A 20440-nucleotide genomic window follows, 5' to 3' on the forward strand; every position below is an offset into this window, starting at 1 on the left:
GCTCACGCGTACCGACGCTTGCGGAGCGACGACCGGCATGGCCAAGAAGTCCAGGAAGCAGCAGTCCAACGGCACTCCCGCCACGGTGGCGCTCACCGCCGCCGGGGTGCCGTTCACGGTCCACTCCTACGACCACGACCCCTCCCACCCGAGTTACGGCGAGGAGGCGGCCGAGGCGATGGGCGTCTCCCCCGACCGCGTCTTCAAGACGCTGGTGGCGGACGTGGACGGCGCGCTGACGGTGGCGGTGGTGCCGGTCGCGGGCCAGTTGGACCTCAAGGCGCTCGCCTCGGCGGCCGGCGGCAAGCGGGCGTCGATGGCCGACCCGGCGCTGGCGGAGCGCACCACCGGGTACGTGCGGGGCGGCATCTCGCCGCTCGGCCAGCGCAAGAAGCTGCCGACGGTGCTGGACGAGTCGGCGGCCCGCCACGACACGATCTGCGTCTCGGCCGGCCGCCGCGGCCTGGAGGTGGAGCTCGCCCCCGCCGACCTGGCGAACCTGACATCGGCGGTCCTGGCCCCGATCGGCCGGGGCTGACCCGGCCTGTTCCGTACCTCGACGGCTCCCGCGCCCTCGGCTATGTACGGAAGGCATGTCGAAGCGGACGCGCAAGCGCAGATGGCGGATCAGGAAGCGGCGGGCCAACCACGGGAGGCGCCCGGCCTGACCGGGGACGCGGCGCCCGGCGCCTTCACCGGGGCGGCTGCTGCTCGCCCGGCGGCAGCCACTCCTCCGGATCGCGCGGGCCGAACAGCGCCGTCAGGCCCAGGTGGAACACCAGCGCCGAGAACGTCCACGCCAGCAGCGCGCCCTTCGCGTTCAGCTTCAGCGGGGCGTCGAAGGTGACGCCCTTGCCGACGCTCTTCGCCTGCGCGACCACGTCCTGGGAGGGGCCGAGCCACACGCCGAGCCGCCAGGCCAGCAGCGAGCCGAGCAGCCCGCCGACCGCCAGCGCCACCACCAGCGGGACGCCGCCGCGCCGGCGGAAGAGGAAGACCGCCAGGGCGCTCAGCGCGCCGCAGCCCAGGGCCACGAGCGTGAACGTGCCGTCCACGCCGATGCTCTGCTCGCCCTCGGAATCCTTGAGGTAGACCACCCAGGCGTCACCGGACGCGTCACCCACCAGCGGCACCCGCGGCGCGAGCCACCACCACAGCACCCCGAGCAGCACCCCGCCGAGGGCCACCGCCACGGCCACCACGGCCGCCTCGCGGATCTCCTTCGCCAACCCCGGGCCGTCCTCGTCGTGCCACCAGCCGTGCCGCGGGTGAGCGGCGTGGCCGGGCTTCCCGTCGTAGCGGTGCGCGCCGCCGGCGGGGGCGCCGGAGGGCGGCTGCCACGGGTCGTGCGCGGACGGGTCGTGCGGTGGCGGGGGTGTCAGAGGTGCGCTCACCTTGCCATCGTGCCAGGCGTCGCTGTGGGCCGCGTCACCGGACTGCGGCCCTGCGGTACGCCCAGGTCGCCACGGCCAGCGAGATCACCCCGACCACGCCGCACACGGCGAGGTCGCCCAGGACATGGGCCCAGTCGGGGTGCGGGGCGAAGGTCCGCGCGAAGGCCTCGACGCCGTACGTGGACGGGAGCAGGTCACGGGCGAGACGGACCGCCTCCGGCATCCGCTCCGGCGGCAGCACGCCGAGCAGCAGCGCCGCCGACATGCCGAGCTGCCCGAGCAGGGTGGCCAGTTCGGGCCGGGGCGCGAGCAGCCCGAGGGCGGCGCCGAGCCCGGCGAGCGCGGCGCCCGCGAGGGGGATCACCGCGGCGAGGACCCACAGGTGGGCGAGCGGCAGCCCGAACAGGGCGCAGCCGACGACGGCCGTCACGACGGTGCCGGGGACGGTGAACGACGCGTAGGCTCCGGCCGCGCCCAGCACCACGGCCGCGGGCGGCACGGGCAGGGTGGCGTAGTGGTCGAGTCCGCCGCTGGCGCGGAGCTGGCCGAAGTACTGGGCGAGCAGGTTCAGCGCGACGAACGCGACGACCAGCACCGACGATCCGGCCACCACGGCGCGCGCCTCGCCGCCGCCGTCGACGACCCCCCGCATCAGGATCATGATCCCGACGGACTGGAAGGTCGCCACGAACAGCAGCGGGATCCGCGCCACCCGGGCCCGGGACAGCTGCGCCCGGTACACGGCCGCCAGGGACGGCAACAGCCGTGCGCGGGGGCCGAGCGCGGCGGGCCGCGGCGGGGCGGCCTCCTCCGCGGTCAGGACGCCGGCCGGCAGGGCGCCGGCGGGTACGACACTCACGTCGTGCTGCTCCCCTTCGCTCGGAGATCCGTCCGGAGCCGCTCCGGAGGTCGCCCCGTTCCGTACGGATGACACGGCCCGTGTGCTCACGCCTTCACCAGCCCCTGCCGCACGGCGCCGCCCAGCGCCAGGTACACGTCCTCCAGGCTCGGCGTGGCCAGCGTGAAGTCGTCGAGGGCCGCGAAGGCGGCGCCGCCGGTGACGGTCGCGACGACCGTGCGGGCCTCCTCGGGCGCCAGCCGCAGGGTCCAGCGGCGGCCGGACTCGACGGCCCGGTCGCGCAGCGCGGCCACCTCGGGCACGTGCAGCGGGGCGGCCTCGCGCCACACCAGCTCGACCCGGACCTCCCCGGCGACCTGCTCCTTCAGGCCGTTCGGGGTGTCGCAGGCGATGACCCGGCCGCGGTCGAGCACGGCGACCCGGTCGAGCACGGTCTCGGCCTCGATGACGTTGTGGGTGACCAGCAGCACCGTGGTGCCGTGCTCGGCGCGCCGCCGGTCGACGGCGGACCACACGGCGCGCCGGGCGACGGGGTCCATGCCGGTGGTGGGCTCGTCCAGCACCAGCAGGGGCCGCTCCCCCACCAGCGCGGCGGCGAAGCAGGCGAGCCGGCGCTGGCCGCCGGAGAGTCTGCGCAGCGGCCGGGAGGCGAGGGCGGAGAGCCCCAGCTCGTCGAGCACGTCGTCCCGTTCGGCGCGGGCCTGCCGGACGTCGAGCCCGCGCAGCCGGCCGGTGGTCTCGGCGGCCAGGGACACGGTCAGCTCGTCGAGGGCGCTGGACTCCTGCCCGAGGTAGGCCAGGATGCGGGAGGCCCGCTCGGGGTGGCGGACGATGTCGTGGCCGAGGATATCGACGCTGCCGCTGTCGGGCCGCATCAGGCCGGTCATCTGCCGGACGAGGGTGGACTTGCCGGCGCCGTTCGGCCCGAGCAGGCCGAAGATCTCACCGCGCCCGATGTCGAGCGCCACGTCGTCGGTGGCCCGGACCTCGGGCGTCGCCGGGACCCCGCGCCGTCCGCGCACCGCCGGATAGGTCTTGGTCAGCCCGCGTACCGCACACACGACGTCACCACCGTGCCGATGTGCCTGTGCCGCGCGCTTACTCACAAGGGACGAGCCTACGGGGTCGCCGCCGTCCCCCCGCTCCCGGGTCACCCTTCCGCCCGGCCCCGTCCCGGGGGGCATACCGAACACTGGAGGAGGGATCGGGCACCCTCCTCGGCAGGCCGGCGCCCGATTCGGGCTGAACTGTCGTCCGGCTCCGCAACTGACGGCGTGCCCGGCGCCGTGCGCGGACCCCAGGTACTCCGGCCTCGCGGGCCCCGTCCCGGCGGCCGTCCGCCGCGAGGACCCCCGGCCGCTGCGGCAACGCGCCGCGTCCACCCCTCGCCCGGACCGCGCAGGTCCGGGCGAGGGGCCGGCTTCCCGCGCGACTGGGCCGCCGTCGCTGCGACGCCCGGGAATCGGGCGACAGCGCAACGTGTTCGCACCCAGTACCGGACGATCTTCCGACGAGGCAACGGGACGGAGCTGCCATGACCGAGGAATCCGCCGTGAAAGAGCTGCGCCTGGTGGTGACGGCCGAGGACTACGACGCCGCGCTGCGGTTCTACCGGGATGTGCTGGGGCTGTCCGAACGGGCCGCCTTCACCTCGGACGGGGGGCGGGTCACGATCCTGGAGGCGGGGCGGGCGACGCTGGAGCTGACCGATCCGAACCACGCGGCGTTCATCGACGACGTCGAGGTGGGACGGCGGGTGGCGGGGCATGTCCGGGTCGCCTTCCAGGTGGACGACTCGGCGGCGACGACGGAGAGGCTGGCCGCCGCCGGGGCGGAGATCGTCGCCGAGCCGACCCGCACGCCGTGGAACTCCCTGAACTCCCGCCTGGAGGCGCCGGCCGCCCTCCAGCTCACACTGTTCACCGAACTGGGCGAGTAGACCCGCACGCGGGACACCCCGGGTCCGTTGCGGTTCTCCGCCCCCAGCCGGGCGCGGGGAACCGCGCGGCCGGCCCGCCGCGACCGCCGGCCGTGCCGACCGGCCCCGCCCGCGCAAGGGACGCGGGGGCTTGCGGGAACGGGTGCCGTCGCCGCCCCCGGCCGTGAAGCCGGCGCGTCCCTCAGTCCCCCACGGACGACCGCTCCGTCCCCGTCCGCGTGTCCAGTTCCCGCCAGAACCCCGCCCGAATGGCGTATCGGTCCCGCTCGTCGATCTGGTCGTCCTTGTGCGCGAGCAACCCGAACCGCGCCGCGTACCGCAGCAGCTCACCGTCGATGCGGTGCGGAATCCGCGGATACATCCCGGACAGCTTCCGCACATGACTGTGGTCGCCCAGCCGCTCCAGCCATCGCCGGGCGAAGACCTGCCCCACCTCGAAAGGGTCGCCGCCGACGGTGGTGATGTCCTCCTCCCGGTCCGCCCACCGCTGCTCCGCCGTGGTGAGCTGCGCCAGCGTCGGCATGGACGCGGCCTCCGGCGGCTCTGCGGCCGGCCGGTCCACCCACCCCTTGTCGGAGGACCACCGCAGGGTCGCGGAAGCGGGCTGCTGCGGCTGGTGCAGGCCGGGGTGGCGCAGTGCGGCCAGGTCCTTCGGGGTCGGGACGCCCTTCGCCGCGGGCGCACGCTCCACGGTGCCGTTGTGCGCGGCGGCCGGATGGCGCGGCTCCGCCGGGGCCCGCTCGGCGGCCGGGGCGAGCGCGGAGTCGGGCAGCGGCGCGGAGAGGATCGCGGCGATCTCGGGCCGGGGCACGGGCGGCGGTGCACACACCCCGCCGGTCTCCTTGGCGCGTACGGCCTGCGTGATCCACGCCCGGTCCAGGACCCGGCGCTCGTCGGCCTCCGCGACCAGGTCCTCGGACTGGTTGTAGTCGCCGTCGGCGGCCTGCACGGCCCACAGGTGCACGGCGACCCCGTGCTCCTTGGCGGCCATCATGCCCGGCAGCAGGTCCCCGTCGCCGGTGACCAGCACGATGTCGGAGCAGGCGCGGTTACGGGCGAGTTCGGTCAGCTCGGCGTGCATCGCCGCGTCCACGCCCTTCTGCGCCCAGCGCCCGTCGCTGCGGGTCAGCGCGCCGAGCCGGACGGTGACCCGGGGCATCACGCGCAGCCGGCGGTGCTCGGGCTGCGGCACGCGGTCGGGGGCGCCGTCGAACCAGTAGATGCGCAGCAGCGGCTGACGCGTGTCGTTCTCGGCGCGGTCACGCAGTCCCTGGATCAGGGCGGCGTGGTCCACGGTGATCCGGGACCGCGAGGGCTCCCCGGCGAGGAGACTCGCGGCGGCCCCCAGCAGATACCCGGCGTCCACCAGGACGATGCAGCGGTCCACGCGATCCACCCTCTTTCCGGGAGGTTTGGCTTCGGGCTTCCTTCGAGTCTGCCCGACCCCGCCGGTGTTAACGGCCCGAACTCGATCTTCGGCGTGGCGTTTCCACACTTCCTCCCCCGACCGCCCCACTACGGACGGTAATTGTCCGACATGCGTGTGTTATCGGCTTATGTGAATCTGAATTCGGCCCTGGCCCCTAGTCCCCACAGGAGGCAACACCATGGCCAAGAACAAGAACCGTGACCGTAAGCAGCCCCAGGCCGAGCGCACCCCGCGCGCCGCGCAGACGTCCACCATCGAGACCCCGGACGAGCAGCGCACCACGCAGGTGGTGCCCGGCGAGGTCGGCCCCGGCAAGGGCCGGCAGAAGCGCTTCGGCCACAACTGACACCGGTGTGAAGGGCCGTTGCGGCCCGGCAGCACGGGAAGAGGGGCGCACCCGTCACGGGTGCGCCCCTCCGGCGCGTCGGGGTCCGGTGTCTAACCGGCCAGGCAGGACGGGCCGAGCAGCACCTTCAGGTCGCCGAACAGGGCCGGGTCGGGCTTGACCCGGTGCCGGTCGAGCCGCAGCACCGTCGTCCTGGTCGGCCCCTGCAGCTTGATGCGGACCTCGCTCTCCCCCTTGTGGTGGGTGAGGATCTCGCCGAGCCGGCTGACCATGGGCGGGGTCACGCGCGTCGCCGGGATGGTGAGCACGACGGGCGCGTTGGTGCCCGCGTTGGACAGGTCGGGGACCTGGAGCTCCATCGCCACCAGACGCGGCACGTCCTCCCGCTTGTCGAGCCGGCCCTTGACGAACACCACGGCGTCCTCGACGAGTTGCGTCGAGACGAGCTGGTAGGTCGCCGGGAAGAACATGCACTCGATGGAGCCCGCGAGGTCCTCCACGGTGGCGATCGCCCAGGCGTTGCCCTGCTTGGTCATCTTGCGCTGGAGGCCGGAGATGATGCCGCCGATGGTGACCACCGCGCCGTCGCCGAAGTCACCGCCGGTGAGCTGGGAGATGCCGGCGTCGGCCTTGTCGGACAGCACGTGCTCCAGGCCGAACAGCGGGTGGTCGGAGACGTACAGGCCGAGCATCTCGCGCTCCTGCGCGAGCAGGTAGGTCTTGTCCCACTCGTCGTCGGTGAACTGCACGTCCAGGCCGAAGCCGGGCTCGCTGCTCTCCTCCTCGCCCATGCCGCCGAAGAGGTCGAACTGCCCCTCGGCCTCCTTGCGCTTGACCGCCACCACGTTGTCGATCATCGGCTCGTACTGGGCGGTGAGGCCCTTGCGGGTGTGGCCCAGGGAGTCGAAGGCGCCGGCCTTGATCAGCGACTCGGTGGTGCGCTTGTTGCAGACGACCGCGTCGACCTTGTCGAGGTAGTCCGGGAAGGACGTGTACTTCCCCTTGGCCTTGCGGCACTTGATGATCGACTCCACGACGTTGGTGCCGACGTTGCGCACCGCGGAGAGGCCGAAGAGGATCACGTCGTCGCCCTGCGCGGCGAAGTTGGACTCGGACTCGTTCACGTTGGGCGGGAGCACCCGGATGCCCATGCGACGGCACTCGTTGAGGTAGACCGCCGACTTGTCCTTGTCGTCCTTCACCGAGGTGAGCAGCGCCGCCATGTACTCGGCGGGGTGGTTGGCCTTGAGGTAGGCGGTCCAGTACGACACCAGGCCGTACGCGGCGGAGTGCGCCTTGTTGAAGGCGTAGCCGGCGAACGGCACCAGCACGTCCCAGAGCGCCTGGATGGCCTCGTCGCTGTAGCCGTTCTTCCGGGCGCCGGCCTGGAAGATGGTGAAGTTCTTCGCCAGTTCCTCGGGCTTCTTCTTGCCCATCACGCGGCGGAGGATGTCGGCCTCGCCGAGCGAGTAGCCGGCGATGATCTGGGCGGCCTTCTGCACCTGCTCCTGATAGACGATCAGGCCGTGGGTGACGTCCAGGACCTCCCTGAGCGGCTCCTCCAGCTCGGGGTGGATCGGGGTGATCTCCTGCTGGCCGTTCTTGCGCAGGGCGTAGTTGGTGTGCGAGTTCATGCCCATCGGACCCGGCCGGTACAGGGCCGAGACGGCGGAGATGTCCTCGAAGTTGTCCGGCTTCATCAGCCGGAGCAGGGAGCGCATGGGGCCGCCGTCGAACTGGAACACGCCGAGGGTGTCGCCGCGCTGGAGCAGCTCGAAGGTCGTGGGGTCGTCCAGGGGCAGCGACAGCAGGTCGATGTCGATGCCCTTGTTGGCCTTCACCATCTTGACGGCGTCGTCCATGATGGTGAGGTTGCGCAGGCCCAGGAAGTCCATCTTCAGCAGGCCGAGCGACTCGCAGCTCGGGTAGTCCCACTGCGTGATGGTCACGCCGTCGGTGTGCCGGACCCAGACCGGGACGTGGTCGGTGATGGTCTCGCTGGACATGATCACGCCGGCCGCGTGCACGCCCATCTGCCGCACCAGGCCCTCGACGCCCTTGGCGGTGTCGATGACCTTCTTCACGTCCGGCTCGTTCTCGTACATCGACCGGACCTCGCCCGCCTCCGAGTAGCGGGGGTGGTCCGGGTCGGTGATGCCGGACAGCGGGATGCCCTTGCCGAGGACGTCGGCGGGCATCGCCTTGGTGATGCGGTCGCCCATCGCGTACGGGTAGCCCAGCACGCGCGCGGAGTCCTTGATGGCGTTCTTCGCCTTGATCGTGCCGTACGTGCCGATCATGGCGACCTTGTCGGCGCCGTACTTCTCCGTCACGTAGCGGATCACCTCGACGCGCCGGCGCTCGTCGAAGTCGATGTCGACGTCGGGCATGGAGATGCGCTCGGGGTTGAGGAACCGCTCGAAGATCAGGCCGTGCGGGATCGGGTCGAGGTCGGTGATGCCGAGGGCGTAGGCCACGATCGAGCCGGCCGCGGAGCCTCGGCCGGGGCCGACCGCGATGCCCTGCTTCTTGGCCCACATGATGAAGTCGGCGACCACGAGGAAGTAGCCCGGGAAGCCCATCGAGATGATGGTGTCCATCTCGTACTCGACCTGCTTCATGCGGTCGTCCGGGATGCCGTCCGGGAAGCGGCGGTTCATGCCGCGCAGGACTTCCTCGCGGAACCAGCTGACCTCGGTGTACCCCTCCGGGATGTCGAACTTCGGCATCAGGTCGCGCTTCTCGAACATGCCCGTGGTGTCGACCATCTCGGCGATCAGCCGCGTGTTGGCGCAGCCCTGCTGCCAGGCGTCCGAGGAGTCGATGGCGTACATCTCGTCCGTGGACTTCAGGTAGTAGCCGGTGCCGTCGAACTTGAAGCGGTCGGGGTCGGAGAGGTTCTTGCCGGTCTGGATGCACAGCAGCGCGTCGTGCGCCGTCGCCTCGTGCGCGTACGTGTAGTGCGAGTCGTTGGTGACCAGGGGCGGGATGCCGAGCTTCTTGCCGATCTCCAGCAGGCCGTCGCGGACCCGGTGCTCGATGTCGATGCCGTGGTCCATCAGCTCCAGGAAGTACCGGTCCTTGCCGAAGATGTCCTGGTAGTCGGCGGCGGCCTTCAGGGCCTCGTCGAAGTGGCCGAGGCGCAGCCGGGTCTGCACCTCGCCGGAGGGGCAGCCGGTCGAGGCGACGATGCCCTCGGACCACTTCGCGATGGTCTCCTTGTCCATCCGGGGCCACTTCTGCAGCCAGCCCTCGGCGTAGGCGTCGGAGGAGAGCCGGAAGAGGTTGTGCAGACCGGTGCTGTTCACCGCCCACATCGTCTTGTGGGTGTAACCGCCGGAGCCGGAGACGTCGTCGCGCTTCTGGTGCGGCTGGCCCCACTGGATCTTGCGCTTGTTGCGCCGGGACTCGGGGGCGACGTAGGCCTCGATCCCGATGATCGGGGTGACGCCGGCCTTCTGCGCGGTGTGGAAGAAGTCGTACGCCCCGTGCAGGTTGCCGTGGTCGGACATGGCGATGTGCGTCATGCCCATCTCGTTGCAGGCGTTGAACATGTCCTTCAGCCGCGCGGCACCGTCCAGCAGCGAGTACTGGGTGTGGACGTGCAGGTGCGTGAACGGCGGCTTCGACACGGTGCGGCCTCCAGGGAGATCTCATCGGCTGCGGGTGGACGGGTCCCGGGGGACAGCGTCGAAGTCTATGCCCCGGCACTGACACCCGGAGCCCTTCCCCGCGTACCTTCGGCCGGGGCGCCGGGCACTCCCGCGCGCCTCCGCACGTTAGGCAGGCGACGGCACGCCCGTCCCCGAGATCCCGCACCAGGAGGCACCCAGCGATGTCGGTCCCGCAGCTCAACGACGAGCACCGCGGCGAGGAGATCCTCGCCGTCCTCGACACCGCCTTCGGCGAGCTCCTGGCCGCCGACCCGGCCGCGTTCCGGGTGAAGTTCCGGAAGATGGCGGCGTCGGCGTTCGCGTTCTACCGCGGCACCGCGAGCCTCTTCTACCACGACCTGTCCGCCGAGCACGCCGGGCGCGGCGGCGGCGCCCACAGCGGGCCGTACCTGGACGAGCGCACCTCGCGCGTGTGGATCCACGGCGATCTCCACGCGGAGAACTTCGGCACGTACATGGACGCGGGCGGCCGCCTCGTGTTCAACGTCAACGACTTCGACGAGGCGTACGTCGGCCCCTTCCTGTGGGACCTGAAGCGCTTCGCGGCGTCGGTGGCCCTGATCGGCTACGCGAAGGCGCTCAGCGACGAGCAGATCACCGACCTCGTGTCGGTGTACGCGGCCGCCTACCGGGAGCGGATCCACGCCCTGGCGACCGGCGCGAAGGACGACGAGGTGCCGCCGTTCACCCTGGACACGGCGCAGGGGCCGCTGCTGGACGTGCTGCGGGACGCCCGGTCGCTGACCCGGTTCTCGCTGCTGGACTCGATGACGGAGATCCGCGACTTCGAGCGCCGCTTCGCGCCCGGCGGCGGCGCGGTCGAGCTGGACGCCGCCACGCGCTACAAGGTGCTTGCCGCCTTCGACGGCTACCTGGAGACGCTGCCGGACTCCTCGCTGGCCCGCCCGGACTCCTACCGCGTGAAGGACGTCGTGGGCCGCCGGGGCATCGGCATCGGCTCGGCCGGGCTGCCGTCGTACAACATCCTGCTGGAGGGGCACAGCGACGCCCTGGAGAACGACGTCGTGATCTACGTCAAGCAGGCGCAGACCCCCGCCGTCTCGCGGCACATCACGGACCCGGCGGTGCGGGAGTACTTCCTGCACGAGGGGCACCGCACGGTGATCTCCCAGCGCGCCCTCCAGGCGCACGCCGACCCGTGGCTGGGCTGGACCGAGCTGGACGGCGCCGGGCAGCTCGTCGCCGAGGTCTCGCCGTACGCGGTGGACCTGGACTGGAGCGACCTCGACGACCCGGAGGAGATGGCGCTGGTGGTCGCCGACCTGGGCCGGGCGACGGCGGCGATGCACGCGGCGGCGGACGACACCTCCGGCGAGTCGCTGGTGCCGTTCTCCACGGAGCGGGCCATCGACGCGGCGATCGCGGCCGACGAGGACGGGCTGGTGCCGCTGCTGGTGGACTTCGCCCACGACTACGGGGCGCGGGCCCGCCGGGACCACCAGACCTTCCTCGACCTGTTCCGCAACGGCCGGATTCCGGGGCTGTAACCTTCCGCACATTCACAGGCCCCCTTTAGGGATCCCTTAACGGAGCACGTGCCACACTCGTAGCCGCCATGGACATATCCGGACCCCAGCTCAGAGCCGTTCGCGCGGCGCTGTTCACGGCTGTCGTCGTGACGCTCAGCACCGCGTCGCACGTGCTGCTGTCCGGGGCCCCGCTGCCGCTCAACACGGTGGCCGCGATCGGCGCCGCCGTGTTCGGCCTGGCCTACGCACTGGCGGGGCGGGAGCGTTCCTTCGGGCGGATCGCCGCCCTGCTGATCCCGCTGGAGCTGGCCGCCGACACGGTCTTCACCACCGGCCAGCACGTCTGCTACGGCCGCATGGGCGGCCCGGTCGCCGGTCCGCTGCGCTCCGTCGGGTTCGACGTGCTGTGCGGCGACGGCACCGGTGTGGGCGCGCCGCTGGCCCGGGTCACCGGGCACACCGCTCAGGGCGGCGACCAGGTGACGGCGGTGCTGGCCGAGGCAGGACCGGCGACCGCCTGGCTGCTGCTGGGCGCCCACATCGGGGTCGGCCTGTTCGCCGCCGCCTGGCTGCGCCGCGGTGAGCGGGCGCTGGCCCAGCTGCTGAGCGCGGTCGCGGCGACGGCGTCGACGGCGGTCCGTCCGCTGCTGCTGGCCGTCGCGGTGGTCACCGTGCGCCGGGCGCCGAGGACGGGCCGACCGGCCCGCACGCCGCACCGCGCGACCGTGGCGCGCACCTTGCTCCTCGCGCACTCCCTGGGACGGCGCGGGCCGCCGTGCTCCCTCGCCGCCTGAGGCGGATCACGCCCCGGGCGGTCGCCCGAGCACCAGCAGTCCCCCCTTACGAACTCCGCACACGACCGTGTGCGTCCCCTGTGGAGACATCATCATGAGCAAGCGGAACAGCCAGGCGGCCAAGTCGGCGGCGCGCGAGCGTCTGCGCCAGGAGCGGGAGCGCCAGGCGAAGAAGGCGAAGGTCAGGCGGCAGCTGGTCGTCGCCGCGTCGGTGGTCGGCGTGCTGGCCGCGGCCGGCGGCATCGGCTACGCGGTGGTCCAGGCGAACAAGCCGGACCACTGGGAGGCCGCGAAGGACGCCAAGCTGGTCAAGCCCGCCAACACCAGCGGCAAGGACGGCACGACCGTCGTCATCGGCAAGGCCGACGCGAAGAAGACCCTCGAGGTCTACGAGGACCCGCGCTGCCCGATCTGCGCCTCCTTCGAGCAGGCCGTCGGCGGGACGATCGAGAAGGACGTCGAGGCCGGCAAGTACAAGGTGCAGTTCATAGGCGCCTCGTTCCTGGACCGCAACCTCACCGGCGAGGGCTCGAAGAACGCGCTGAGCGCCCTGGGCGCCGCGCTGGACGTCAGCCCCGAGGCCTTCATGGCGTACAAGTCGGCGCTGTACTCCTCGGAGTTCCACCCCGAGGAGACGGACGACAAGTTCAAGGACGACGCCTACCTGATCAAGATCGCCGACACGGTGGACGCCCTGAAGAACAACAAGGAGTTCCAGGCGGACGTGAAGGACGGCACCTTCGACCGCTGGGCGCTGGAGATGTCGGACAAGTTCGACGGCAGCGACGTCCAGGGCACGCCGACGGTGAAGATGGACGGCGAGAAGCTGACCGGCTCCGACGGGCAGAACGCGCCCATGACGGCGGCCGAGTTCAGCACGGCGGTCGACAAGGCGCTCAAGGGCTGACGCCCCGCCGGCGCGCGGTTGAAGAGCGGGCGAACTTTCCCGGGTTCGCCCGCTCCGGCGGCTACACGAGGCATGTACACGTCAGTAACCTGAGCGGCTGTGACCAGTCGACACGGAAGAACCGAGAGCGCCGTCTCCGCCACCGCGGACACCGCCTCCCTCACCCCGCGCCGCCGGACGGTCGTCAAGGCGGCCGCCGCCACCGCGGCGCTGGCCGGACCGCTCGCCGCCGCGCTGCCCGCACGCGCCGTCCAGCAGGCCCCCGCCTTCCTGCACGGCGTCGCCTCCGGCGACCCGCTGCCGGACGGCGTGCTGCTGTGGACCCGCGTGACACCCACCCCGGACGCCCTCCCGGGCTCCGGCGCCGGACCCGGCACCGAGGTGCGCTGGACCGTCGCCCGCGACCGGACGTTCACCGACGTCGTCGCCCAGGGCACGGTCCTCGCCACCGCCGCCTCCGACCACACCGTCAAGGCGGACGTCCGGGGTCTCAGGCCCGCCACCGACTACTGGTTCCGCTTCTCCGCCGGAGGCTCCGACTCCCCCGCGGCCCGCACCCGCACCGCGCCCGCCGCCGACGCGTCCGTGGCGGGGCTGCGCCTCGGGGTGGTCTCCTGCGCCAACTGGGAGGCGGGCCACTTCGCGGCGTACCGCCACCTCGCGGCCCGCGGTGACCTGGACGCCTGGCTGCACCTGGGCGACTACATCTACGAGTACGGCACCGGCGACTACGGCACCCGCGGCACGGTCGTCCGCCCGCACTCCCCCGCCCACGAGATCGTCACCCTCGCCGACTACCGGGCCCGGCACGCCCGCTACAAGACCGACCCGGATCTCCAGGCGCTGCACGCCACCGCGCCCGTGATCGCCATGTGGGACGACCACGAGTTCGCCAACGACACCTGGTCCGGGGGCGCGGAGAACCACACCGAGGGCGCGGAGGGCGCCTGGGCCGCCCGGCAGGCCGCCGCGAAGCAGGCGTACTTCGAGTGGATGCCGGTCCGCCCGGCGGTCGAGGGCACCACCTACCGGCGGCTGCGCTTCGGCAGGCTGGCCGACCTGTCTCTGCTGGACCTGCGCTCCTTCCGCTCGCAGCAGGTCTCGCTCGGCGACGGCGACGTGGACGACCCCGGCCGCACCCTGACCGGCCGCGCCCAGCTCGACTGGCTGAAGGCGGGCCTGTCGGCGTCGGACACGACCTGGCGGCTGGTCGGCACCTCGGTGATGATCTCGCCGTTCGCGCTGGGCTCCCTGCCCGCGGCCCTCCTGAAGCCGCTCGCGAAGCTCCTCGGCCTGCCGCAGGAGGGGCTCGCCCTCAACACCGACCAGTGGGACGGCTACACCGCCGACCGACGCGAGCTGCTGGCCCATCTGCGCGGCAACGCCATCCGCAACACGGTGTTCCTCACCGGCGACATCCACATGGCGTGGGCGAACGACGTACCGGTGAACGCCGGCACCTACCCGCTGTCCGCGTCCGCCGCCACGGAGTTCGTGGTCACGTCGGTCACCTCCGACAACCTCGACGACATCCTCAAGGTCGGCGAGGGCACGGTCGACGCCGTCGCCTCCCCGCTGATCCGGGCCGCCAACCGGCACGTGCACTGGGTGGACACCGACCGGCACGGCTTCGGTGTGCTGGACCTCACGGCCGAACGGGCGCAGATGGACTACTACGTGCTGTCCGACCGCACCGAGGCGGGCGCCACCGCGGCCTGGGCACGCTCCTACCGCACCCGCAGCGGCACCCAGCGGATCGAGCGGGCGGACGGCCCCGTCTGATCACGGGCGGCACCGGGGACGCGGAGCAGGCGGATCAGTCCGCGTGCTCCTCCAGCGAGTCCAGGAAGCCGAGCGCCACCCGCCAGGTGGCCTCGGCGGCCTCCTCGTCGAAGTCCGGCAGGCCGGGGTCGGTGTAGAGGTGTCCTGCGCCCGCGTACCGGTAGACCTCCACATCGGCACCGGCCCGGCCCATCCCCAGGTACCAGGCGGTGAGCCAGTCGTCGGTCTCGAACGGGTCCGGCTCGGCGACGTGCAGCTGCACCGGCAGCCCGTCGGCCGCGGCGTTCTCCGCGATGTCGGAGGTGCCGTGCAGGAGCAGCAGCCCCCTGGCCTTCTCGTCGCCCAGGGCCAGCGTCTGCGCCACCGAGGCGCCGAACGAGAACCCCGCGTACACCAGGCCGCGCTCCGAGTAGGGCGCCGCCGCCAGGACGGCCCGCTTCAGCAGCTCGTCCTTGCCCACCTCGTCCTTGTGCTCCATGCCCTCCTCGACGGTGTCGAACGTGCGGCCCTCGAAGAGGTCCGGCGTCCACACCTCGTGTCCGGCCGCGCGCAGCCGGTCCGCGGCCCGGTGCACGGCGGGGCGCAGTCCGTAGGTCGAGTGAAAGAGCATGATGTTCATGGAGCCCATGGTGCCAGCCGGGTGTGGCGTGTCTCGCGGACGGCACTACCCGGAACCGGACGGAAGTCACATGTTCATGCCGGGGCGGGCCGGTTAGGTTCGGGGACATGGATGACGTGCTGCGCCCGCTGATCGTGGTCGGCGGCTCGGTGGTGCTGGGGCTGCTGCTCGGCTGGGCCACCGACCGGCTGCTGCGGAAGGCCGACGAACGCCACCACGAGACGCCGCTGTGGGGCCTGCTGCGCCGGGCCCGTGTCCCGTACCAGCTGCTGCTCTGCGCGGTCCTGCTCAGGGCCTCCTACGACGAGACACGGCTGCTGACCTCGCACGACGTCGCCGTCGGCCGGGTGCTCACCCTGGTGCTGATCGGGTCGGCCGCCTGGCTGACGATCCGGATCGCCGCCGCCGTCGTGGAGACCTCCTACACCCGGTACGCCAGCAACCACAGGGAGCGCGACCCGGCCCGGGTGCGCCGGGTGCGCACCCAGGTGACCCTGATCCGCCGCGTGGTGTCGGCGGCGGTCGGCGTGGTCGCGGTGGCCGCGATGCTGCTGACGTTCCCCGCGATGCGCGCGGCCGGCGCCTCACTGCTGGCCTCGGCGGGCATCCTCGGCATCGTCGCCGGTGTCGCAGCCCAGTCGACGCTGAGCAACATGTTCGCCGGGCTGCAGATCGCGTTCGGCGACATGGTGCGCATCGGCGACACCGTGGTGGTGGACGGCGAGTGGGGCACGGTCGAGGAGATCACCCTCACCTTCCTGACCGTGCGCACCTGGGACGAGCGCCGGATCACCATGCCGGTGTCGTACTTCACCTCCAAGCCGTTCGAGAACTGGTCGCGCGGCACCCCGCAGATGACCGGCACCGTCTTCTGGCACGTGGACCACAGCGCGCCGCTGGACGCCATGCGCGAGAAACTGCGCGACATCCTGCGGGAGTGCCCGGCGTGGGACGGCCGCGCCTTCAACCTGACCGTCACGGACAGCACCCCGAGCACTCTGGAGGTGCGGGCGCTGGTGACGGCGAAGGACGCGGACGACATCTGGACGGTCCGGGTCACGGTCCGCGAGCAGATGATGCGCTTCCTGACCGACGAGCACCCCTACGCGCTGCCCCGGGTCAACACGGCCGACGCGGTGCTGCCGCCAGGGACCGCCCGGGAGAGCACGCCCGCCGACGGCGTCCCCGCGGCGCGCCGGCTGCACACCCATCCGCCCCGGCAGCCGCGCTGAGCGGACCTCAGCAGCCGCGTTCGGCGCCGCCGTTCACCTGGACGATCTGCGAGGTGATGTGGGCGGCGCCGTGCGAGGCGAGCCAGTGCAGGGTCGCGGCGACGTCACCGGGCCGGCCGGCGCGTTTGTCGGACGTCTCGGCGACCAGCCTGGCCCGCCGCTCCTCGTCCGGGCCGTCACCGCCGAAGAACGCCGTGTCCTCGATGTAGCCGGGCGCGACGACGTTCACGGTGATGCCGTGCGGCCCCAGGTCCCGGGCCAGGGCGTGGGCGTACGGGTGCAGACCGGCCTTGGCCGCCGCGTACGACACCCGTCCCGAGCCGCGCCTGGCGGCGATGGAGCTCAGGAACAGCACCCGGCCGCCGGGCACGGCGAGCCGGTGCCGCAGCGCCTCGGTGAGCAGCACGGCGGTCAGCACGTTGAGCCGGAAGTTGACCGTCCAGTCACGGGCGACGGCGTCGAGCGGGTCGTCGCCGCCCACCGGGGGTTCGAGCATCCCGTTGCCCCCGGCGGAGTGGATCAGGACGTCCACGGCGCCGAACTCTCGTCCCACGAACCCGGACACGCCCCGCACGGCCTCCGGGTCGGCCAGATCGGCGGCGTAGGTCAGCGCACCGGGCACCTCGGCCCGCTCCAGGACGTCACCGCGCCGCCCGATGAGCAGGACGCGGTCCCCGTCGGCGGCGAACGTCTGCGCGGTGGCGAGCCCGATGCCGGTGCCGCCGCCACTGATCACAACATTGCGTGTCATGCCCCGACCCTACGGAGCGGGCGCTGGCGGACGGCGGCAACGCGGCGGCGCTCACCGCAGACTGCGCACGTCCAGATGACGCAGCACCCGGTCCACCACCTCGGGGTCGGCGCCCGGCTCGCTGCGCGCGGTGAGCACCTCGTGCCGGGCGGCGCTCAGCATCTCCTGCTCGATGCGCCGGATCCGCTTCAGCCGCTTGGAGCGCTGCCGGACCGCCTCGCGCCGCTCGTCGTCCACGATGTCCGGGCTGATCCGCGCACCCATGTCGAACGCCCGGCGCATCATCTGCTCGGACAGGTCCTCCGGCAGTTCCTCGACGTCCTCGATCTCCCGCAGCCTGCGCTTGGCGGCCTTCGCGGCCCGGACGGCGAGCCGGCGCTCCAGTTCCTTCTCCCGGCCGGTGTCGCCGCGCACCCCGAGCTTCCCCACCAGCCAGGGCAGGGTGAGACCCTGCACCAGGAGTGTGCCCAGCACCACGCCGAACGCGATGAAGACGATCTCGGCGCGGGCGGGGAAGTCGCCGCCCGCGTCTGTCTCCAGCGGGATGGCGAGGGCCAGCGCGACGGACGCCACGCCGCGCATCCCGGACCACCACATCACCACGGTCTCGCGCCAGCTCAGCGGGATCTCCTCGCCGACGTCCCGTTCGCTGTGCAGCCGCTTGGTCAGCCAGGTCGCCGGCAGCAGCCACGCCAGCCGGACGAGGACGACCACGCCGACGACCGCCGCCGCCCAGCCCAGCAGCTCGCCCCAGTGGCCGGCCGCCGTGTTCACCGCGTTGTGCAGCTCCAGGCCGACCAGACCGAACGCCACCCCGGTGACCAGGGTGTCCACGATGTCCCAGAAGGTGTGCCCGGCCAGCCGAGCCATCACGTCGTCGGCGTCGGTGGCGTACTCCACCAGGAACAGCGCGGTGACCAGCACCCCGAGGACGCCCGAGCCGTGGAGCTCCTCGGCGAGGACGTACGCGGCGAACGGGACCAGCAGGGTCAGCGCGACCTGGAGGGTGGGGTCGCCGAGCAGGTCCATCGCCTTGTTGGTGGCCCAGCCGAGCACCAGTCCCACCGCGACCGCCACCACCGCCGACAGGATCAGGTCGAGCCCGGCCGCCCAGGGCGAGAAGGTGCCGCTCACGGCGGCGGCCACGGCCACGTGGTACAGCACGATCGCCGTGACGTCGTTGAAGAGGCCCTCGCCCTCCAGGATCGACACCAGCCGGCGGGGCAGTCCCAGCTTGCCCGCCACGGCCGTCGCCGCGACCGGGTCGGGCGGGGCGACCAGCGCGCCGAGGGCCACGGCGGCGGCCAGCGGCAGCCCCGGCACGACCGCGTGGGCGACGACGGCGACGCAGAAGGTGGTGACGAAGACCAGCGCCACGGCCAGCAGCAGGATCGGCCGGACGTTGGCCGCGAACTGGCGCCAGGAGGTGCGGCGCACGGCCGCGTAGAGCAGGGGCGGCAACAGCAGCGGCAGGATCAGTTCCGGCGGGACGTCGACGTTCGGCACGAACTCCAGCAGTGCCAGGACGATCCCGAACACCGTCATCAGCACCGGCGCCGGCAGCCTCAGCCGCTCCCCCACGGGGACGCTCACGACCGCCCCGAGCAAGAGGGCGAACAGCAGGGCCAACTGATCCACGGTCACCGCTCCCGGAGGTCGGACGGGTCGGGCGGTGTCCAGCCTGCCATGCACCGCGCGACCGGGACGGTCACGCGGGTCCGGTCAGAGCGCGCGCCGCATGGCCCGGTGCGGCATGCCCGCGTCCGGGAACCGAGGACCGTAGGCCTCGTAGCCGAGCCGCTCGTAGAAGCCGAGGGCGTGGGTCTGCGCGTGCAGGTCGACGCCGGTGAGCCCGCGCTCCCGGGCCGCCTCCTCGACGGCCCGCACGAGCGCCGCGCCGACGCCCAGGCCGCGCGCCCGCTTCAGCACCGCCAGCCGTCCGAGGGAGCCGACCGACGGGTCGCCGCCGTTCTTCGCCGCGGCGGCGGCACCGAGCAGCAGCCGGGCGGTGCCGAGCGGGGTGCCGTCGCCGGCGACCGCGAGCAGGTGCACGGCGTCCGCGTCGTACGCGTCGTACTCGATGTCCTCGGGGACGCCCTGCTCGGCGACGAAGACCTCCTTGCGGACGCCGAAGCAGGCCTCGCGGTCGGCGGGGTCCTCCGCCACCCGCACCGTGACGGCCGGGCTCATGCGTACGTCTCCTCGCGGACCTGGTCGAGCGCCTGCTGGAGGTCGTCCGGGTAGTCGCAGGAGAACTCCACCCACTGTCCGTCGCCGGGGTGCTCGAAGCCGAGGCGCACGGCGTGCAGCCACTGCCGGGTCAGCTTCAGCCGCTTGGCGAGCGTGGGGTCGGCGCCGTAGGTGAGGTCGCCGACGCAGGGGTGGCGGTGGGCGGCCATGTGCACGCGGATCTGGTGCGTGCGGCCGGTCTCCAGTTTCACGTCGAGCAGGGACGCCGCGCGGAACGCCTCGATCAGGTCGTAGTGCGTGACGGACGGCTTGCCCTCGGCGGTGACCGCCCACTTGTAGTCGTGGTGCGGGTGGCGGCCGATGGGGGCGTCGATGGTGCCGCTGGTCGGGTCGGGGTGGCCCTGGACGAGCGTGTGGTAGCGCTTGTCGACCGTGCGCTCCTTGAACTGGCGCTTCAGCGACGTGTACGCGTACTCGGACTTGGCGACCACCATGAGGCCGGAGGTGCCGACGTCGAGGCGGTGCACGATGCCCTGGCGCTCGGCGGCGCCGGAGGTCGAGATGCGGTAGCCGGCGGCGGCCAGACCGCCGATCACGGTCGGCCCCGTCCAGCCCGGGGAGGGATGGGCGGCGACGCCGACGGGCTTGACGATCACGACCACGTCGTCGTCGTCGTGCACGATCTCCATGCCCTCGACCGGCTCGGCGACGACCTGCACCGGGGCGGGCGCCTGCGGCATCTCCACCTCGAGCCAGGCGCCCCCGCTGACCCGCTCGGACTTTCCGACCACCGACCCGTCGACCGTGACCTTCCCCGCGGCGGCGAGCTCGGCCGCCTTGGTACGGGAGAAGCCGAACATGCGGGAGATGGCGGCGTCGACGCGCTCGCCCTCCAGGCCGTCGGGCACGGGCAGGGTACGGATCTCGGGAATCGTGCTCACCCGTCGAGTATGCCGGACGGGTGCGTCACTCCCGCACCGGAGTGACGGGACCCTCGGTCCGCGGGGCCCGCGCCGTCAGTCCTTGTGGCCCGC

Annotated in this window: 18 protein-coding genes; 8 read left to right on the top strand and 10 right to left on the bottom strand. The window is 72.5% G+C overall.

Annotated elements, in window-relative coordinates:
* The first annotated feature begins 37 nt into the window (after positions 1 to 37).
* Positions 38 to 538 carry a Cys-tRNA(Pro) deacylase gene (gene ybaK / locus ACF1AG_RS00580; protein ID WP_359601315.1) on the top strand — a complete coding sequence of 167 codons (501 nt, stop codon included), beginning with the start codon at positions 38 to 40 and terminating at the stop codon, positions 536 to 538.
* A gap of 154 nt (positions 539 to 692) precedes the next feature.
* Here ybaK and ACF1AG_RS00585 read toward each other — a convergent pair whose 3' ends face one another.
* The 3 genes from ACF1AG_RS00585 to ACF1AG_RS00595 form a co-directional block, all read right to left on the bottom strand.
* Positions 693 to 1394: an AAA family ATPase gene (locus ACF1AG_RS00585; RefSeq protein WP_359601316.1), complete on the bottom strand. Its 702-nt coding sequence runs from the start codon at positions 1392 to 1394 to the stop codon at positions 693 to 695.
* A 34-nt stretch (positions 1395 to 1428) separates the two neighbouring features.
* Positions 1429 to 2253 carry an ABC transporter permease gene (locus ACF1AG_RS00590; protein WP_359601317.1) on the bottom strand — a complete coding sequence of 275 codons (825 nt, stop codon included), beginning with the start codon at positions 2251 to 2253 and terminating at the stop codon, positions 1429 to 1431.
* An 86-nt stretch (positions 2254 to 2339) separates the two neighbouring features.
* Positions 2340 to 3314 carry an ABC transporter ATP-binding protein gene (locus ACF1AG_RS00595; RefSeq protein ID WP_391809147.1) on the bottom strand — a complete coding sequence of 325 codons (975 nt, stop codon included), beginning with the start codon at positions 3312 to 3314 and terminating at the stop codon, positions 2340 to 2342.
* Between the two features lie 473 nt (positions 3315 to 3787).
* On the opposite strand from ACF1AG_RS00595, the gene ACF1AG_RS00600 reads away from it, so the two are divergent.
* Positions 3788 to 4192, top strand: a complete 405-nt coding sequence (locus ACF1AG_RS00600; RefSeq protein ID WP_359601681.1) for a VOC family protein — start codon at positions 3788 to 3790, stop codon at positions 4190 to 4192.
* A 181-nt stretch (positions 4193 to 4373) separates the two neighbouring features.
* Here the strand turns inward: ACF1AG_RS00600 and ACF1AG_RS00605 are convergent, their stop codons facing one another.
* The gene (locus tag ACF1AG_RS00605; protein WP_359601680.1) at positions 4374 to 5579 is read right to left on the bottom strand and encodes an NYN domain-containing protein; all 1206 of its coding nucleotides are present in this window, start codon (positions 5577 to 5579) and stop codon (positions 4374 to 4376) included.
* 220 nt (positions 5580 to 5799) lie between these two features.
* Between ACF1AG_RS00605 and ACF1AG_RS00610 the strand changes: the two genes are divergently transcribed.
* Positions 5800 to 5967, top strand: a complete 168-nt coding sequence (locus ACF1AG_RS00610) for a hypothetical protein (protein WP_191880940.1) — start codon at positions 5800 to 5802, stop codon at positions 5965 to 5967.
* A 92-nt stretch (positions 5968 to 6059) separates the two neighbouring features.
* On the opposite strand, the gene dnaE is transcribed toward ACF1AG_RS00610, so the two are convergent.
* Entirely contained in the window at positions 6060 to 9599 is a 3540-nt protein-coding gene (gene dnaE, locus ACF1AG_RS00615; RefSeq protein ID WP_359601679.1) for a DNA polymerase III subunit alpha, read from the bottom strand.
* A 203-nt stretch (positions 9600 to 9802) separates the two neighbouring features.
* Between dnaE and ACF1AG_RS00620 the strand changes: the two genes are divergently transcribed.
* The 4 genes from ACF1AG_RS00620 (at position 9803) to ACF1AG_RS00635 (ending at position 14614) form a co-directional block, all read left to right on the top strand.
* Complete coding sequence (locus tag ACF1AG_RS00620) at positions 9803 to 11149, top strand: DUF2252 domain-containing protein (protein ID WP_359601678.1); 1347 nt, start codon at positions 9803 to 9805, stop codon at positions 11147 to 11149.
* Positions 11150 to 11217: 68 nt separating this feature from the next.
* Positions 11218 to 11925, top strand: coding sequence for a hypothetical protein (locus ACF1AG_RS00625; RefSeq protein ID WP_359601677.1), 708 nt, complete (start codon positions 11218 to 11220; stop codon positions 11923 to 11925).
* A 94-nt stretch (positions 11926 to 12019) separates the two neighbouring features.
* Positions 12020 to 12832: a thioredoxin domain-containing protein gene (locus ACF1AG_RS00630; RefSeq protein ID WP_359601676.1), complete on the top strand. Its 813-nt coding sequence runs from the start codon at positions 12020 to 12022 to the stop codon at positions 12830 to 12832.
* A 99-nt stretch (positions 12833 to 12931) separates the two neighbouring features.
* Positions 12932 to 14614 carry an alkaline phosphatase D family protein gene (locus ACF1AG_RS00635; RefSeq protein ID WP_391809148.1) on the top strand — a complete coding sequence of 561 codons (1683 nt, stop codon included), beginning with the start codon at positions 12932 to 12934 and terminating at the stop codon, positions 14612 to 14614.
* A gap of 34 nt (positions 14615 to 14648) precedes the next feature.
* Here the strand turns inward: ACF1AG_RS00635 and ACF1AG_RS00640 are convergent, their stop codons facing one another.
* A complete protein-coding gene (locus ACF1AG_RS00640; protein WP_359601674.1) occupies positions 14649 to 15233 on the bottom strand; it encodes a dienelactone hydrolase family protein in 585 nt (194 codons plus the stop codon).
* A gap of 107 nt (positions 15234 to 15340) precedes the next feature.
* Here ACF1AG_RS00640 and ACF1AG_RS00645 point away from each other — a divergent pair, with 107 nt between their 5' ends.
* Positions 15341 to 16465, top strand: a complete 1125-nt coding sequence (locus ACF1AG_RS00645) for a mechanosensitive ion channel domain-containing protein (protein WP_359601673.1) — start codon at positions 15341 to 15343, stop codon at positions 16463 to 16465.
* 7 nt (positions 16466 to 16472) lie between these two features.
* On the opposite strand, the gene ACF1AG_RS00650 is transcribed toward ACF1AG_RS00645, so the two are convergent.
* The 4 genes from ACF1AG_RS00650 to ACF1AG_RS00665 form a co-directional block, all read right to left on the bottom strand.
* Positions 16473 to 17216: an SDR family NAD(P)-dependent oxidoreductase gene (locus ACF1AG_RS00650; protein ID WP_387794725.1), complete on the bottom strand. Its 744-nt coding sequence runs from the start codon at positions 17214 to 17216 to the stop codon at positions 16473 to 16475.
* A 51-nt stretch (positions 17217 to 17267) separates the two neighbouring features.
* Positions 17268 to 18860 carry a Na+/H+ antiporter gene (locus ACF1AG_RS00655; RefSeq protein WP_359601671.1) on the bottom strand — a complete coding sequence of 531 codons (1593 nt, stop codon included), beginning with the start codon at positions 18858 to 18860 and terminating at the stop codon, positions 17268 to 17270.
* A gap of 78 nt (positions 18861 to 18938) precedes the next feature.
* Positions 18939 to 19406 (bottom strand): GNAT family N-acetyltransferase, encoded by a 468-nt coding sequence (locus tag ACF1AG_RS00660; protein WP_359601670.1) that lies wholly within the window; start codon positions 19404 to 19406, stop codon positions 18939 to 18941.
* Entirely contained in the window at positions 19403 to 20347 is a 945-nt protein-coding gene (locus tag ACF1AG_RS00665) for an RluA family pseudouridine synthase (protein ID WP_163085185.1), read from the bottom strand. Before ACF1AG_RS00665 ends, ACF1AG_RS00660 begins: the two co-directional genes overlap by 4 nt.
* Positions 20348 to 20440: the final 93 nt, after the last annotated feature.

Origin of the sequence: Streptomyces sp. NPDC014764 (genome assembly GCF_043082785.1) — a bacterium.
Lineage (GTDB): Bacteria > Actinomycetota > Actinomycetes > Streptomycetales > Streptomycetaceae > Streptomyces > Streptomyces althioticus.

Excerpts from the sequence above, each read along its gene's own strand:
- ybaK (WP_359601315.1), top strand. The coding sequence starts at position 38 with ATGGCCAAGAAGTCCAGGAAGCAGCAGTCCAACGGCACTCCCGCCACG.
- ACF1AG_RS00600 (WP_359601681.1), top strand. The coding sequence starts at position 3,788 with ATGACCGAGGAATCCGCCGTGAAAGAGCTGCGCCTGGTGGTGACGGCC.
- ACF1AG_RS00610 (WP_191880940.1), top strand. The coding sequence starts at position 5,800 with ATGGCCAAGAACAAGAACCGTGACCGTAAGCAGCCCCAGGCCGAGCGC.
- ACF1AG_RS00620 (WP_359601678.1), top strand. The coding sequence starts at position 9,803 with ATGTCGGTCCCGCAGCTCAACGACGAGCACCGCGGCGAGGAGATCCTC.
- ACF1AG_RS00625 (WP_359601677.1), top strand. The coding sequence starts at position 11,218 with ATGGACATATCCGGACCCCAGCTCAGAGCCGTTCGCGCGGCGCTGTTC.
- ACF1AG_RS00630 (WP_359601676.1), top strand. The coding sequence starts at position 12,020 with ATGAGCAAGCGGAACAGCCAGGCGGCCAAGTCGGCGGCGCGCGAGCGT.
- ACF1AG_RS00640 (WP_359601674.1), bottom strand. The coding sequence starts at position 15,233 with ATGAACATCATGCTCTTTCACTCGACCTACGGACTGCGCCCCGCCGTG.
- ACF1AG_RS00645 (WP_359601673.1), top strand. The coding sequence starts at position 15,341 with ATGGATGACGTGCTGCGCCCGCTGATCGTGGTCGGCGGCTCGGTGGTG.
- ACF1AG_RS00650 (WP_387794725.1), bottom strand. The coding sequence starts at position 17,216 with ATGACACGCAATGTTGTGATCAGTGGCGGCGGCACCGGCATCGGGCTC.
- ACF1AG_RS00660 (WP_359601670.1), bottom strand. The coding sequence starts at position 19,406 with ATGAGCCCGGCCGTCACGGTGCGGGTGGCGGAGGACCCCGCCGACCGC.